At 68.8% G+C, this 14,172-nt stretch carries 12 protein-coding genes and 1 pseudogene; 4 read left to right on the top strand and 9 right to left on the bottom strand.

Annotation, left to right across the window (positions count from 1 at the left end; translation table 11 throughout):
- Window positions 1–58 precede the first annotated feature (58 nt).
- Both xdhA and xdhB read left to right on the top strand, forming a co-directional pair.
- The gene (gene xdhA / locus G5B31_RS18330; protein WP_165019664.1) at window positions 59–1,501 is read left to right on the top strand and encodes a xanthine dehydrogenase small subunit; all 1,443 of its coding nucleotides are present in this window, start codon (window positions 59–61) and stop codon (window positions 1,499–1,501) included.
- An 11-nt stretch (window positions 1,502–1,512) separates the two neighbouring features.
- Window positions 1,513–3,843, top strand: coding sequence for a xanthine dehydrogenase molybdopterin binding subunit (gene xdhB, locus G5B31_RS18325; RefSeq protein WP_165019663.1), 2,331 nt, complete (start codon window positions 1,513–1,515; stop codon window positions 3,841–3,843).
- A gap of 64 nt (window positions 3,844–3,907) precedes the next feature.
- Here xdhB and G5B31_RS18320 read toward each other — a convergent pair whose 3' ends face one another.
- From G5B31_RS18320 to G5B31_RS18285, 8 genes are all read right to left on the bottom strand, one after another.
- Window positions 3,908–4,930, bottom strand: coding sequence for a BMP family protein (locus G5B31_RS18320; protein ID WP_165019662.1), 1,023 nt, complete (start codon window positions 4,928–4,930; stop codon window positions 3,908–3,910).
- A 120-nt stretch (window positions 4,931–5,050) separates the two neighbouring features.
- Window positions 5,051–5,797 carry a (S)-ureidoglycine aminohydrolase gene (gene allE / locus G5B31_RS18315; protein WP_165019661.1) on the bottom strand — a complete coding sequence of 249 codons (747 nt, stop codon included), beginning with the start codon at window positions 5,795–5,797 and terminating at the stop codon, window positions 5,051–5,053.
- Entirely contained in the window at window positions 5,794–6,723 is a 930-nt protein-coding gene (gene puuE / locus G5B31_RS18310; RefSeq protein ID WP_165019660.1) for an allantoinase PuuE, read from the bottom strand. Before puuE ends, allE begins: the two co-directional genes overlap by 4 nt.
- A 2-nt stretch (window positions 6,724–6,725) precedes the next feature.
- Window positions 6,726–7,922, bottom strand: a complete 1,197-nt coding sequence (locus G5B31_RS18305; RefSeq protein WP_165019659.1) for a urate hydroxylase PuuD — start codon at window positions 7,920–7,922, stop codon at window positions 6,726–6,728.
- The gene (locus tag G5B31_RS18300; RefSeq protein WP_165019658.1) at window positions 7,919–8,695 is read right to left on the bottom strand and encodes an aspartate/glutamate racemase family protein; all 777 of its coding nucleotides are present in this window, start codon (window positions 8,693–8,695) and stop codon (window positions 7,919–7,921) included. The genes G5B31_RS18305 and G5B31_RS18300 overlap by 4 nt, the downstream gene beginning before the upstream one ends.
- Before the next feature lie 19 nt (window positions 8,696–8,714).
- Window positions 8,715–9,665 carry an ABC transporter permease gene (locus G5B31_RS18295; protein WP_165019657.1) on the bottom strand — a complete coding sequence of 317 codons (951 nt, stop codon included), beginning with the start codon at window positions 9,663–9,665 and terminating at the stop codon, window positions 8,715–8,717.
- Window positions 9,665–10,723 carry an ABC transporter permease gene (locus G5B31_RS18290; RefSeq protein WP_165019656.1) on the bottom strand — a complete coding sequence of 353 codons (1,059 nt, stop codon included), beginning with the start codon at window positions 10,721–10,723 and terminating at the stop codon, window positions 9,665–9,667. The genes G5B31_RS18295 and G5B31_RS18290 overlap by 1 nt, the downstream gene beginning before the upstream one ends.
- The gene (locus G5B31_RS18285) at window positions 10,723–12,249 is read right to left on the bottom strand and encodes an ABC transporter ATP-binding protein (protein WP_165019655.1); all 1,527 of its coding nucleotides are present in this window, start codon (window positions 12,247–12,249) and stop codon (window positions 10,723–10,725) included. Before G5B31_RS18285 ends, G5B31_RS18290 begins: the two co-directional genes overlap by 1 nt.
- Window positions 12,250–12,491: 242 nt before the next feature.
- On the opposite strand from G5B31_RS18285, the gene G5B31_RS18280 reads away from it, so the two are divergent.
- The gene (locus tag G5B31_RS18280; protein ID WP_165019654.1) at window positions 12,492–13,184 is read left to right on the top strand and encodes a GntR family transcriptional regulator; all 693 of its coding nucleotides are present in this window, start codon (window positions 12,492–12,494) and stop codon (window positions 13,182–13,184) included.
- Window positions 13,185–13,620: 436 nt separating this feature from the next.
- On the opposite strand, the pseudogene G5B31_RS18275 reads toward G5B31_RS18280, so the two are convergent.
- Window positions 13,621–13,923, bottom strand: a pseudogene (locus G5B31_RS18275) (IS1595 family transposase); the annotation flags it as partial.
- Between the two features lie 22 nt (window positions 13,924–13,945).
- Between G5B31_RS18275 and G5B31_RS21095 the strand changes: the two are divergent.
- The coding region (locus G5B31_RS21095) for a hypothetical protein (protein WP_205912012.1) at window positions 13,946–14,172 on the top strand (227 nt) is incomplete at its 3' end.

The raw sequence follows: 14,172 nt of genomic DNA, 5'->3' as shown, positions 1-14,172 counted from the left end.
CAAGCAGGAACTGCGGCCCCGGCCGCCGGTGTCAGCCACTCCAGCAGGGGACAGATCCATGGTCAAGCGCGCGACGGTCCGCTTTCTCCTGAACGGGGATCTCATCGAGATGGACGATGTCGGGCCGACCACGACCGTGCTCGACTACCTGCGCGAGGTGCGCGACCTGCGCGGCACCAAGGAGGGCTGCGGCGAGGGCGACTGCGGCGCCTGCACGGTGGCGGTGGGGCGGCTGGAGGGCGGCGCGGTGCGCTACCGCGCCGTCAACGCCTGCATCCAGTTCCTCGCCACGCTGGACGGCTGCAGCCTGCTGACGGTTGAAGGCATCGGCCAGCCCGGCGGCCTGCTGCATCCGGTGCAGGCCGAGATGGTGGCGCGCCACGGCTCGCAATGCGGCTTCTGCACGCCGGGGTTCATCATGTCGATGTATGTGCTTTGGGCCGGCGGAGGCCGCCCCTCGCGCGCGCAGATCGCCGAGGAACTGGCGGGGAACCTCTGCCGCTGCACCGGATACGGCCCCATCGTCGAGGCGATGGAGGCCGCCATGGGCCAGCCCGCCGTGCTGGCCGCGGAGGAGCGGATCGCCCGGCTGCTGGCAATGATCCGGCCCGAGGAGGAGCTGCTGCTTTCCGGCCCCCGCGGCAGCTTCCATGCGCCGCTGACGCTGGCCAGCCTGGCCCGCGCCTGCGCCGAGGCGCCGGAGGCGACCGTGCTGGCGGGGGGCACCGATGTCGGGCTCTGGGTGACCAAGCAGAACCGCAAGCTGCGCCATGTCATCTACACCGGCCAGGTGGCCGAGCTGCTGGAGGTCCGCGAGACGCCGGAGGCCTTCTTCATCGGCGCCGCCGTCCGCTACAGCGACCTGCCTCCGGCGCTGCTGGCCGATTACCCGGACTTCGCCGCGGTGCTGCGGCGGATCGGCTCGCGGCAGATCCGCAACCTCGGCACCGTCGGCGGCAACATCGCCAACGGCTCTCCCATCGGCGACACCCCGCCGCTGCTGATCGCCATCGGCGCGCGTCTGCTGCTGCGGCACGGCGAGGCACAGCGCGAGGTGGCGCTGGAGGATTACTTCCTGGCCTACGGCAAGCAGGACCGCGCGCCGGGCGAGGTGGTGGTGGGCGTGACGATCCCGCGGCCGGCGCCGGGCTGGCGCTTCTTCGCCTTCAAGCTGTCGAAGCGCTTCGACCAGGACATCTCGGCCGTCTGCGGCGCCTTCAACCTGAAGATCGCCCGGGGGCGGGTGGAGGCCGCGCGCATCGCCTTCGGCGGCATGGCGGCGACCCCGAAACGGGCATCGGCGGCCGAGGCGGCGCTGACGGGCCAGCCCTGGACCGAGGCGACGGTCGAAGCGTCCTGCGCGGCGCTGGAGCGGGACTTCTCGCCGATCACCGACATGCGGGCCAGCGCGGACTACCGCCGCCAGGCCGCGGCGAACCTGCTGCGCAAGGTGCATGTCGAGACGGCGCCGGACCGGGTGCCGACGCGGATCAGGGCATAGGGGGAACGGGCATGGGCAAGATCGACAGCAAGGCCGACGCCATCGCCGGCGGCATCCGCAGCCGGCTGGAGCATGAAAGCGGCCGCAAGCACGTCACCGGCACGGCAGCCTATCTGGACGACATGCCCGAGCCGCGGGGGACGCTGCATCTCTATCCCTGCCTCAGCCCCCATGCCCATGCCCGGATCGCCCGGCTGGACCTGAGCCGGGTGGAGGCCGCGCCCGGGGTCCGCGCCGTGCTGACCTCGGCCGACATTCCGGGCACCAACGATTTCAGCCACGGCGGCCTGGGCGACGACCGGGTGTTTTCCGACCGGCTGGTCGAATACGCCGGGCAGGTGGTCTTCGTCGTCGTCGCTGACAGCCGCGCGGCGGCGCGCGATGCGGTGGCGCTGGCCGAGATCGACTATCAGGAACTGCCCGCCATCCTGGATGTGGACGCCGCGCGCGCGGCCGGCAGCCTGCACGAGCCGCCGCGGGTGCTGAGGCGCGGCGACAGCGCGGCGGCGATCGAGGCCGCACCGCACCGGCTGTCGGGGCGGGTGTCGAACGGCGGGCAGGAGCATTTCTACCTGGAAAGCCAGATCGCGCTGGCGGTGCCGAAAGAGGACGGCGACATCCACCTCTACTCCGCCACCCAGGACCCGAGCGCGGTGCAGACCATCGTCGCCCGCGTGCTGGACCAGCCGGCCAACAGCGTGACGGTCGAGGTCCGGCGGCTCGGCGGCGGCTTCGGCGGCAAGGAGACGGTGCCCAGCCATTTCGCCGCCATCGCCGCCGTCGCCGCCCGCCGGACCGGCCGGCCGGTGAAGATCCGGCTCGACCGCGACGACGACATGAAGATCACCGGCAAGCGGCACGAGATGCACACCGATTTCCGGGTGGGCTTCGACGGCGAAGGCCGGGTGCTGGGGATCGAGTTCGATATCCACGGCGCCTGCGGCAACTCGCTGGACCAGTCGATCCCGGTGCTGAACCGCGCGGTCTTCCACGCCGACAACTGCTATTACCTGGAGCATTTCCGGGCCACCTGCCATTACTGGAAGACCCATACCGTCAGCGCCGTCGCCTTCCGCGGCTTCGGCTCGCCGCAGGGGCTTCTGGTGGTGGAGCGGGTGATGGACCGGATCGCCCGCCATCTGGGCCGCGACCCGCTGGCGGTGCGGCAGGCCAATTTCTACGGCACCGCGACGCGCAACATCACCCCCTACGGCTCGGAGGTGGGCGACAACCTCCTGGGCCGGGTGGTGCCCGCGCTGGTCGCCTCGTCCGACTATCACGCCCGGCGGCGGCAGATTGCCGCCTTCAACGCCGGCTCGCCGGTACTGAAGAAGGGGCTGGCGCTGATGCCGCTGAAATACGGCGTCGGCTTCGGGCTGAACTTCCTGAACCAGGGCGGGGCGCTGCTGCACCTTTATGCCGATGGGTCGCTGCACCTCAACCACGGCGGGGTGGAGATGGGGCAGGGCCTGCACACCAAGGTGGCGCAGGTGGTGGCCGAGGAATTGCAGGTCGATGTCGCCCGCATCCGCGTCTCCGCCACCACCACCGAGAAGGTGCCGAACACCGTGGCCACCGCGGCCTCGTCGGGGACCGACATCAACGCCGCGGCGGCGCGCAATGCGGCGGGGAAGATCCGGGCGCGGCTGGTCGATTTCCTGTGCCGGGACGGTTCCGTCCCGCCCGAACAGATCGAGTTCCTGCCGAACCGCGTCCGCGTCGGCAACCAGGAGATCGGCTTCGACGACCTGGCCGAGCGGGCCTATATGGCGCGGGTGCCGCTGTCGGCGACCGGCAGCTACAAGGCGCCCGAGAACGACTACGACCCGGTGGCGATGACCGGCCATCCCTACCGCTACTATGTCTACGGCGCGGCGGTGGCCGAGGTGACCATCGACACCCTGACGGGCGAGAACGCGGTCGACCGGGTGGACATCCTGCACGACGTCGGCCGGTCGCTGAACCCGGCGCTGGACTTCGGCCAGCTGGAGGGCGGCTTCGTGCAGGGCATGGGCTGGATGACCACCGAGGAGCTGGTCTGGGACGCCGCCGGGCGGCTGCGGACCCATGCGCCCTCGACCTACAAGATCCCGGCCTGCGCCGACCGCCCGCGCGAGATGCGGATGGCCTTCCTCGACAACACGGGCGAGATCCCGGACACGGTGTTCCATTCCAAGGCCATCGGCGAGCCGCCGCTGTGCCTGGCGCTGGTGGTGCTGAGCGCGCTGGCCGATGCGGTGGCGCAGGCCATCGGCCCGGGGGATTTCGCCGGGCTGGACGCGCCCGCCACCGCCGAGAACATCCTGCTGACGTTGCAGCGCAACCGGCGGGCCGCGGCCTGACCCCGCCGCATGGCGAAACGGCCGCCTGTTGGGGGCGGCCGTTTCTGTCTCCTGCCGGAAAGGCTCAGTCCGAGGCGGGCAGCGAGCTGTCCAGTTCCACCTTCAGCGAGCCGTCCAGGATGGCGGCGCGGGCCTTGGCGACGTTCTCCTTCACCTCGGCCGGGATCTTGTCCTCGAAGTCGTGGTAGGGGGCGATGTCGCCGCCGCCTTCGGCCATCGGGAACCAGACCGCCTCCATCGGCGCGTCATAGGCTTCGCCGCTGTCCTGCTTGGCCTTCCACTGGTCGATGGCATAGCGGATCTGCGGTTCCCAGAACACCATCGAGCTGGTGGGAACGACCTCGGGGGCGATGGTGCTGCTGTCGATGTAGTTGCCGATGCAGAGCACCTTGCGCTCCTGGCAGGTCTGGAAGGATTCGCCCAGCTGGAAGATCAGGTCGGCGCCCGCCGCGATCTGCGCATTCGCCGCCTCGGCGGCCTTGGCCGGGTCATACCAGCTTTCGATGAAGGTGACGGAGACCTTGACGTCGGGGTTCACCGACCGGGCGCCGGCGCGGAAGCCGTTGACCTGGTCGTTCACGTCGTCGGCCGGGAACAGCCCCACCACGCCCAGCCGGTCGGACTGGGTCATGCCGCCGGCAAGGACGCCGGCCAGATAGGCCGGTTCGTGCAGGTGGGTGTAGATCAGGTAGGAATTGCCGCCGAGCGGCCGGTTCCCCGCGCCCACCGTCACGAACATGGTGTCGGGGTAGCTGTCCTTCAGCTCCTCCACCTCGTCCGAGAACGAACTGTGCGCCCAGATGATCGGATATTCGCCGGATTCGGCATATTCCTCCAGGACGGTGATGCCCTTGTCGCCGTAGACGTTTTCCGTATAGGCCAGTTCGAGCTCCAGCCCGTAGGGCTTTTCCGCCTTCACCCGCTGGAAGGCATCGACCCAGGCCTTGACCCAGGCATTCTCTACCCCCGCCGGAAAGGCGGCGGCGAATTTCAGCGTGGTCGCCTCCTGCGCCGAGGCCGCCGCGGCCGCCAGGGACAGGACCGCGCCGGCCGCGAGGCCCCTGATCGTTCGTCCGAATTCTGCCATTCACTCCTCCTGTTGGTTGGTCCTTGGCCGACTCGGTTCGTCCGGTCTGGCAGGAATTATTGTGCACAAATATTGTTTACAATGTAGTAAAATCTTGTGCATCCCGGCCCGGCACCGCGGTCAGGAGACGTGCGGGTCGCGGTTCCAGTTCTTGTAGATCAGGTAGCGGGCATTCCCCTTGCCGATGGCGCCGAACCATTGCGGGCAATAGGGGCCCATCCAGATCACGTCGCCCTCGGCCACCGGATACCAGCTGTCGTCCAGCCGGTAGACGCCGCCGCCGTTCAGGAACAGGAGCCCGTGTTCCATGAAATGCGTCTCGACATAGGGCAGCGAGGCGCCGGGGGCGAAGTCCATCACGTTGACCTCGCAGTCGAAGGACAGCTCCTCCGGCAACAGCTTCTTCAGCATAAGGCCGGTGTCGCCCTTCATCGGCACCGCGGTCATCGCCTTGCAGTCGCCGACATGCGGCGCCGGCGGCTGCGCGCCGGGCAGCGGCAGGTAGCGGCGCTCCAGCACCACCAGCCGGGCCTCGCCGGCGCTGCGGATGCGGTGGTCGGTGTCGGCGGGCAGGAAGGCGTAGCCTTCGGCCGCGAGGGAATGCGTCTTTGCACCGACCGTCAGTTCCACCGTGCCGTCGAGGACGAAGAAGAACCGCTCGTAGCCGGGCAGGGGGGGCAGGGCCTCGGCCCCGGCGGGCATGTGGGCGAAGAACTCGGTGAACCGCGCGCCCATCTGCGGCGCGATGACGAAGACCACCGGGATGCCCGGCCAGTTGGGCAGGGTGGTGCGCTCGTGGCTGTCGGCGCCGATCAGCGCGTGGTTGTCGCGAAAGCGGGCGCGGGTTTCGCCGAAGGATTGTCTCATGTCGCTGCCTGGATTGGAGAAAGGGGATGGGTGGCCCGCCAGTGGCGGGCGATCTCGTCGCGCCGGCAGACCCAGACATCGGGGTGCCGGCGCACATGGGTCAGGAAACGGTCCAGCGCCGCGATCCGGCCGGGCCGCCCGGCGATGCGGCAATGCAGGCCCACCGACATCATCCGCGGCGTGGTCGCGCCCTCGCGGTAAAGCCAGTCGAAGCTGTCCTTCAGGTAGGTGAAGAACTGGTCGCCCGAGTTGAAGCCCTGGTAGCCGCCGAACTTCATGTCGTTGACGTCGAGCGTATAGGGCACCACCAGGTTCCCGGCCGCGCCGATCCGCTCCCAATAGGGCAGTTCGTCGGCATAGCTGTCGGAGTGGTAGAGGAAGCCGCCCTCCTCGGCCACCAGCCGGGCGGTCTGCGCGCTGATGCGGCCGGTATACCAGCCCAGCGGGCGCTGGCCGGTCAGGTCGCGGATCAGGCGGATGGCGCGCTGCATGTGGTCGCGCTCGGTCGCCTCGTCGATGTCGCGGTAGTCGATCCAGCGCCAGCCGTGGCTGGCGATCTCGTGCCCCTCGGCGGCCATGCGGCGGGCGACCTCGGGGTTACGCTCCAGCGCCATGCCGACGGCGAAGGCGGTGAAGGGCAGCCCATGCGCGGCGAACAGCGACAGCAGCCGCCAGACCCCGACCCGGCTGCCGAATTCGTAGAGCGACTCGATGGTCGGGTTGCGCTGGCCGGGCAGGGGGGCGGTGCCGACGATCTCGGTCAGGTAGGCTTCGGAGGCCGGGTCGCCGTGCAGGACGCAGTTCTCGCCGCCCTCCTCGTAGTTCACCACGAAGTTCAGTGCGAGTCGCGCCTTGCCCGGCCAGAGGGGCTGCGGCGGCATCGGGCCGTAGCCGACCATGTCGCGCGGATAGGGAACGGGGTCCATGTCTACTCCAGGTCCAGGGTGACGGCGCCCCTGGCCGCCAGCCAGTCGGCCAGTTCCCTGCGCTCGGCGTCGGTCATCTCGGTCAGGTTGCCGGGGGGCATCAGGTCGCTGGCGATGGCGAGGGTCATGATCTGGTCCTTGCGCACCTCGATCTCGGCCATGGTCTCCAGATGGACGCCGTTCGGCGCCACGGTGAAGCCGTCGAAGCTGGGCGTGGTGGCGTGGCAGACGGCGCAGCGGGTCTGCACGATGTCGTGGATGCGGGCATCGGCGGCGGAAAGGGCGGACCTGTCCTCCACCGCCGCGGTGCGGGGCACGAAGCTGAGCCCGATGCCGCAGGCCAGCAGCGCGCCCGCCAGCCCCAGCAGGGCCCGCGGCTTGCGGTCGGTCCGCAGCTGGACGTTGCGGTAGTGGCGCAGGGTGAAGAGCGCCGCCATCACCAGCACCAGGATCGCCCAGGACAGTTCGCTGGAGGTCGCCAGCGGGAAATGCGCGCTGAGCATCCCGAACAGCACCGGCAGCGTCATGTAGTTGTTGTGCTGCGACCGGCGCTTGGCCAGCTTGTGGAAGGTCAGGTCCACCTCTTGCCCCGCCTGCACCTGCCGGCGCATCCGGATATGGTTGGGGATGATGACGTATTGCACGTTCGCCGCCATGATTGTGCCCAGCATCGCGCCGACATGGACGAAGGCGGCCGGCGGGTTGAAGACCCGGGTCAGCACGAAGCTGGCGACGGTGACCACCACCGCCATGGCGCACAGGACGGCGGTGTCGGACTGCACCCGCTTGCAGGTCTGGTGGTAGATCAGCCAGGGCAGCAGCAGGGCAAGGCCGCTGAGGATCACCGCCTCGACCACGGTCAGGGCCGAGCCGGGCGGGATCAGGTAGACCGAAGGCCCGCGCCAGTAGAAATAGGCGACCAGGAACAGCCCGGTCAGGAAGGTGAACTGCGCCGGGCCGGAATGCGCCAGCGTGCGGGGGTTGTCCCCGGTCGGCCAGAAACGTTCGTGGTAGTAGAAGCTGCCGCCGTGCATCTCGTGCACCTCGCCCTCGACGTTGGGCTTCAGCGTCGGGGCCTTCGGCTTGCGCTCGGACAGGTCGAGCCAGTTGAAATAGAAGGAGGTCCCGATCCAGGTGATGGCGAACAGGACATGGGCCCACCGGCCGAGGATGCCCAGCCACTCGATCAGAATGTTCATTTCGGTTTTCCGTTGTCGCGGGGGGGCGGTGCCGGGAAGTCCTGGAACCGGCGGGTGAGGGCGGGGGACATCCCCGCAAGCGGCTTGGCGGGCGGGAAGGCCAGGCTGCCGGCCATGGGCTTGGCCGGGGCCAGCGCGTGCAGCATCCGCAGCTGGTGCACGGCCGCCACTACGCCGTCGATCACCGGGATGGGCACGCTGTCGCGCAGGCGGTCGGTCAGCCCGGCGAAGACCGCGCCGGCCAGCACCACCGCCTCGGTGCCGCGGTCCGCGGCGGCGGCGATCGCCGCGGCGAGGTCGGGCAGCACCAGCGCCGTGTCGCGCAGCTGCGCCTCGGTCAGCGGCGGCAGCGACAGCACCCCGGCCGAACGGCCGGTCCAGCCGTAATGGGCGACCAGCTCCTCGTAGATCGGCACCGCGCGGTTGCCGAAGGTCAGCAGCGAGAAGCGCCGCGCGACGGTCATCGCCGCCAGCATCCCGGCCTCGCTCATCCCGACGACGGGGATGGGCAGCATCTCGCGCAGCGCGTCGAGGCCGGTGTCGAAGGAGATCGCCAGCAGGATGCCGTCGGCATCGCCGGCATGTTCGGCCGCGAGGTCCAGCGCCTCGGCCGCGGCCATCGCGCATTCCGACCTTGTGCCGACGATGGGCGGGCCGCGGCGGCCGGTGACGCCGGTCACCCGGCACTCCGGCCCGGCGGCGGCGCGGGCGGTCTCGACCACGCGGTCGGTGACGAACTGGCTGGTGTTGGGATTGAGGACGAGGATTTTCATGCTTGGTCCGGTCTGGCGGTCATCTCTCGCCGCGGAAATAGGGCACGCCCAGCCGGGCGGGCTCTTCCGAGCGGCCGCGGCGGCTTTTCAGCACCATCAGCACGATGGCCAGAACATAGGGCAGGGCGAGGAAGATCTGGTAGGGCATCTGCACGCCGATCCCCTGGATCTGCAGTTGCAGCGCGTCGAGGAAGGCGAAGACCAGCGCCGCGATCAGGATGCCGCTTGGCCGCCAGTTGGCGGCGATGACGATGACCAGTGCCAGCCAGCCCCGGCCGTTGGTGATGTCGGGAACGAAGCGGGCCGAGGAGCCGATGGTGACGAAGGCCCCGGCCAGGCCGCAAAGCGCGCCGCCGGCCATCACCGCGCCATACTGGCGCAGCGAGACGCTCATCCCCTTGGTGTCGATGGCCTTGGGATTCTCGCCCAGGCAGCGGATCTCCAGCCCGTATTTGGTGCGGTAGAGGAAGAACCAGACCACCGGCACCATCAGGAGGGCGACATAGGTCAGCACCTTCTGGGTGAAGAGGATCGGTCCGATGTAGGGGATCTCGCTCAGGAAGGGGATCGGCGCCACCGGCATCACCGCGACAGTCGGCATCGCCTGCCCCTCGACCGCGAAGAAGGCCTTGTAGAGATAGAGCGACATCCCCGCCGCCAGCAGGTTCAGCGCCAGCCCCGTCACCACCTGCTCGACCTTCAGCGTGGCGGCCATGAACACCATGATGAAGGACATCGCCATGCCGGCCAGCACCGCCAGCAGCAGCGCCATCAGCGTCGACCCGGTGGCATAGGCGCCGATGAAGGCCGCGAAGGCCGCCATCAGCATCGTGCCCTCCACCCCGAGGTTCAGGATGCCCGCCCGCTCGGCGATCAATTCGCCCAGGGCGGCCAGGATCAGCGGCGTGGCGATGCGGATCGTCGCGGCCAGAACACTGATGACGATGGTGTCGGTGAACAGGTCGCCCATCAGGTGCTCCTCCAGACGATGCGGAAACGGGTCAGGGCGGCGGCGGTCAGGAAGAACAGCAGCGTGATCGCCTCGATCGCCGAGACGATCGCGCTCGGCGCGCCGGTGGCGACCTGCATCTTGATGCCGCCGTTCTCGAAGCCGCCGAACAGGATGGCGACGAAGACCACCCAGCCCGGCCGCAGCATCGCCAGCACCGCGATGATGATGCCGGTGAAGCCGAAGCCGAGCGAGATGTCGGATTCCAGCCGGTGGTTGACGCCGAAGACCTGGATCATCCCGGCCAGCCCGGCCAGCCCGCCGCTGAGGACCATCACCGCGACCGCGGTCCGTTCGACGTTGATGCCCTTGAAGCGGGCGGCGCGGGCGTTCAGGCCGACGGCCTTGACCTCGTAGCCGAACCAGCTGCGGTTCATCACCACATGGATGGCGACGGCGGCGAGGATGGCAACCAGGAAGCCCAGGTGCAGCTTGCCCGGCGCCCAGAGGTCGGGCAGCCAGGCCGCCCGGTCGATGCGCTCGGACTGCTGGTAGAAGCTGCTCTGGTCGCGCCAGGGCCCGACCAGCAGGAAGGACAGCAGGTAGAGGATGACGTAGTTCAGCATCACCGTGGTCAGCACCTCGTTGACCCGGAAGGCCGACCGCAGCCAGCCCGCCAGCCCGCCGTAGAGCCCGCCGCCCACGAAGCCCGCCGCGAAGAGCAGGGGCAGCAGCGCCATGCCCAGGGCAGGGCCGGTCAGGGTGTAGAGCCAGTAGGAGGCCATCGCCCCGGCGAAGAGCTGGCCCTCGGCGCCGATGTTCCAGACCTTGGCGCGGAAGGCGACGGTGATGGCAAGGCCGGTCAGGATCATCGGCGTCGCCTTGGCCAGCGTCTTCGCCGTCGTCCGCAGCCCGCCGAAGGCGCCGTCGAGGATGGCGGCGAAGGCCACCCCGACATCGGTTCCGGCGCTTTCCAGCAGCAGCGCGCTGACTGCCAGCGCGGCCAGCAGCGCCACGGCCACCGACACGGCCTGCCAGCGGGCGCTCGGGGCCAGCCGGGGTTCGAGACGCAGTCCCATCAGGAAATTTCCTCCGCCTTGCCCGCCGTCTCCTGGCCCGCCATCAAGAGACCGATCCGTTCGATGTCGGCCGTCCCGGCGGCGAACTCGCCCAGGATGCGGCCCTTGAAGATCACCACGATCCGGTCGGCGAGGCCGAGCAGCTCGTCCAGTTCCTCGGAGGCGAGAAGGATGCCGAAGTCGTTGCGGCGCTTCTCCAGCAGCCGCTCGTGCATGTATTCGATCACCCCCACGTCCAGCCCGCGCGAGGGCTGGTTGGCCAGGATCACCTTGGTCGCCTGGGCGAATTCGCGCGCGACGATCACCTTCTGCGCATTGCCGCCCGACAGGCTGCGGGTGCGCGTGGTCTCGGACGGGGCCTTGATCTCCAGCTCTTCGATGGCCTTGCGGGCGAAGTCGCGGATGGCGCGGAACTGCAGCAGGCCGCGGCGGGCGAAGGGTTCGCGGCGGTGGTGGCCGAGGATCAGGTTGCTCTGGATGTCGTAGTCGCCGACCAGCCCGTCGGCGAAGCGGTCGTCGGGGATGTAGCCCATCCCCATGCGCTGGATCTCGGCCGGGCTGCGGCCGGTGATGTCGGCGCCGTCCAGCCGGATGCTGCCGCCGCGGGTTTTGCGCGCGCCGATCAGCGCCTCGAACAGCTCGCCCTGGCCGTTGCCGGCGACGCCGGCGATGCCGACGATCTCGCCCCGGTGGACGGTGAGGTCGATGCCCGACAGCTTCTCGGTGCCGAAGTCGTTCGCGGCCCGCAGGTCGCGCACCTCCAGCACCGGCGCGCCGCGGGGGTGTTCGTCGCGCTTGACCCGCAGCTCGACCGACCGGCCGACCATCATGTTGGTCAGCGCCTCCTTGGTGGTCTCGCGGGTGTTCACCGTGCCGATCACCTTGGCCCGGCGCAGCACCGTCACCCGGTCGGACTGCATCACGTCGTCGAACTTGTGGCTGATCAGGATGACCGACAGGCCGTCCGCCGTCATCTCGCGGAAGATCTGGAACAGCCGCCGCGCCTCCTGCGGGGTCAGCACCGCCGTCGGCTCGTCCATGATCAGCAGGCGGGCGCCCTGGAACAGCGCCTTCAGGATCTCGACCCATTGCTGCTGGCCGACCGGCAGCTGCCAGATCCGCGCCTCCAGATCGATGTCGACATCGTAGCGCCGGCCGATCTCCCTGATCCGCGCCGCGGCGGCCTTCAGGTCGAGGATGGGCCGCGCCGCATCGGTGCCGATGACGATGTTCTCCAGCACGGTCATCGAGGAGACCAGCACGAAATGCTGGTGCACCATGCCGATGCCGCGGGCGATGGCGTCGCGCGGCGAGGTCAGGCCCGCGGGGTTCCCCTGGACGGTGATCGTGCCCTCGTCCGGCTTGTAGAAACCGTAGATGCATTCGGCGATGGTGGACTTGCCGGCGCCGTTCTCGCCCAGAAGGCAGTGGATCTCGCCCGGCATCACGTCGAAGCTCACCCGGTCGTTGGCCACGACCTTGTGGAATCGCTTCGTCACCTGATCCACTTTCAGGAACGGCTGCATTCGCGTCCTTTCTTGGCCTGGAGCCGCATCGCCGATACCGGCCGGCTCCTGCTTCCCTGTTCGTCTTTCGAAAAATTGTGCACAATATTTTCTCTTGTTGTCTACACATTTCTCGTGCAACCGCGGAAAATCTGCCGGCGGCCCGGCGGCATCCGGGCAGCTTGTCAGCCGGCGGAAATGCGCGGTATCTAGGTCCTTGGCCGGGAAAGCAGGCTTTGCCCGGCGGAATGGTGAGAGAAAACATGTCGCAATTGTCGGGAGGAGAGGCAGAGCAGGAACTCTACCGCGAGATCCGCCGCGCCATCGCCGAACGGCGGCTGGTGCCCGGGATCAAGCTGACCGAGGATTCGCTGGCGTCGCTTTTCAACGTCAGCCGGGCCAGGGTGCGGAAGGTCCTGCTGATTCTGGCCAAGGAGCACATCGTCAAGCAGGAGCCGAACCGTGGCGCCTTCGTCTGGCGGCCGAGCGTGATCGAGTCGCGCAACATCCTGGACGCCCGCCGCCTGGTCGAGGGCTACATGGTCCGGGAGGCGGCGAAATTCGCCAGCCCGCAGCAGATCGCCGGCCTGCGCGCCATCCTGGTCGAGGAGGACAAGGCCCGCCTCGACGGCGAGGTCGCGCCGATGATGCGGCTGTCGGGCGAGTTCCACCTCAAGCTGGGCGAATGCGCGCAGAACCCGGCGCTGTGGGAGTTCCTGAACGGGCTGGTGTCGCGCTCCTACCTGATCCTGGCGGTCTACCAGCGCCGCGACGTGCGGACCTGCCCGCAGGACGACCACCGCAAGATCGTCGACCTGGTCGAGGCCGGGGACGGGGCGGAGGCGGCCCGCTGGATGGAGCACCACTTCGACCATATCGAGGCCGAGCTGGACCTGGTGGAGGAATCCGTCGCCGCCAAGCCCGGGCTGAAGGACATCCTGATCGCCCCGAGGTGAGGGGCAGCGCCGCATGGCCGCCCTGCGGACAATCCCGACCGAAACAGTCGAGCGCAGCTGTCGCATTGGCCCCCGCCGCCCCGGCGCCTAGCTATCGGTGCAGCAAGACAGCCAGCTCCCCGATGGCAGCCAGCGTCCAGCGACCCTCCCGCGACGATCAGCCAGCCAGCGCAACGACAAGCCGCCAGCCCGCTGTCGCCCTTTCTTCCGCGTCTTCCGTCGCCGGCCCTGCCGCCATGGCCGTGGGCATGATCCTCCGACAGCGTGTTCTCCGCTCCTCCTCTTCATGACGCGTCAGACGGTCAGGCCGCCGAGGCTCGCGACTTTTCCCGTCGTTCTGCCGGGCCGACAGGCCGCTCGGGGGCCGCCCTTCCCGCACGGCTTCACCAGCAGCGGGTAGGTCGGTCACAGGCTCGTTAACTGCAGAGGATCTTGACTAGGAGAGCGGGTTTTCGCGGCAGATCTTGAGGATGAGCCGCGTCAGGTTCCTGCCCCGATTGTTGTATCGGAACTCGCATTCCTTCAAGTGCAGCGGGAAGGTCTTCGGGTTCATGCCGCGGAAGCGGGCGAGGCGGGTCTTGGCGTAGCCCCAGAAGGCCTCGATGCCGTTGATATGGACCTCGCTGCGGACGAATTCGTCGCGGCCGTGGTCGACGCGGACATGGGCGTAACCGAAGTCTCCGAGGTGGTTGTAGCTGCGCCAGCGGTCGGTGTTGATGACCGAGGCGGGCTCGACCCGTTGGTGCAATGACGAAGGCAAGATGCTGGGCGACGGGCTGATCATCCGCGAGAGCCGGGACAGCTTCATCACCTCTTCCGACCCGATGCTGCAATGGTTCCGGAGCAGGGTGGGCGGTGATCGCGTCGAAATCCTGGACCTGACCGACCGATACGGCAAGGGCCCGCGATCTGCCGTTCCACAGCCTGAAGCGGTCGAAATCGGCCTGAGCGGATGCGGGCGATCCTGTCCCCAGGTCTCCCTTTGGAG

Origin of the sequence: Rhodobacter sp. SGA-6-6, from assembly GCF_011043545.1 — a bacterium.
In the GTDB taxonomy this organism is placed as follows: Bacteria; Pseudomonadota; Alphaproteobacteria; order Rhodobacterales; family Rhodobacteraceae; genus Pseudogemmobacter.
Note: the sequence above shows the minus strand (reverse complement) of the source record. Positions and strands in the feature narration are given on the sequence as shown.

Bases quoted from the DNA above. Each gene is read 5' to 3' on its own strand.
- xdhA (WP_165019664.1), top strand. From the start codon at position 59: ATGGTCAAGCGCGCGACGGTCCGCTTTCTCCTGAACGGGGATCTCATC.
- xdhB (WP_165019663.1), top strand. From the start codon at position 1,513: ATGGGCAAGATCGACAGCAAGGCCGACGCCATCGCCGGCGGCATCCGC.
- G5B31_RS18320 (WP_165019662.1), bottom strand. From the start codon at position 4,930: ATGGCAGAATTCGGACGAACGATCAGGGGCCTCGCGGCCGGCGCGGTC.
- allE (WP_165019661.1), bottom strand. From the start codon at position 5,797: ATGAGACAATCCTTCGGCGAAACCCGCGCCCGCTTTCGCGACAACCAC.
- puuE (WP_165019660.1), bottom strand. From the start codon at position 6,723: ATGGACCCCGTTCCCTATCCGCGCGACATGGTCGGCTACGGCCCGATG.
- G5B31_RS18305 (WP_165019659.1), bottom strand. From the start codon at position 7,922: ATGAACATTCTGATCGAGTGGCTGGGCATCCTCGGCCGGTGGGCCCAT.
- G5B31_RS18300 (WP_165019658.1), bottom strand. From the start codon at position 8,695: ATGAAAATCCTCGTCCTCAATCCCAACACCAGCCAGTTCGTCACCGAC.
- G5B31_RS18295 (WP_165019657.1), bottom strand. From the start codon at position 9,665: ATGGGCGACCTGTTCACCGACACCATCGTCATCAGTGTTCTGGCCGCG.
- G5B31_RS18290 (WP_165019656.1), bottom strand. From the start codon at position 10,723: ATGGGACTGCGTCTCGAACCCCGGCTGGCCCCGAGCGCCCGCTGGCAG.
- G5B31_RS18285 (WP_165019655.1), bottom strand. From the start codon at position 12,249: ATGCAGCCGTTCCTGAAAGTGGATCAGGTGACGAAGCGATTCCACAAG.
- G5B31_RS18280 (WP_165019654.1), top strand. From the start codon at position 12,492: ATGTCGCAATTGTCGGGAGGAGAGGCAGAGCAGGAACTCTACCGCGAG.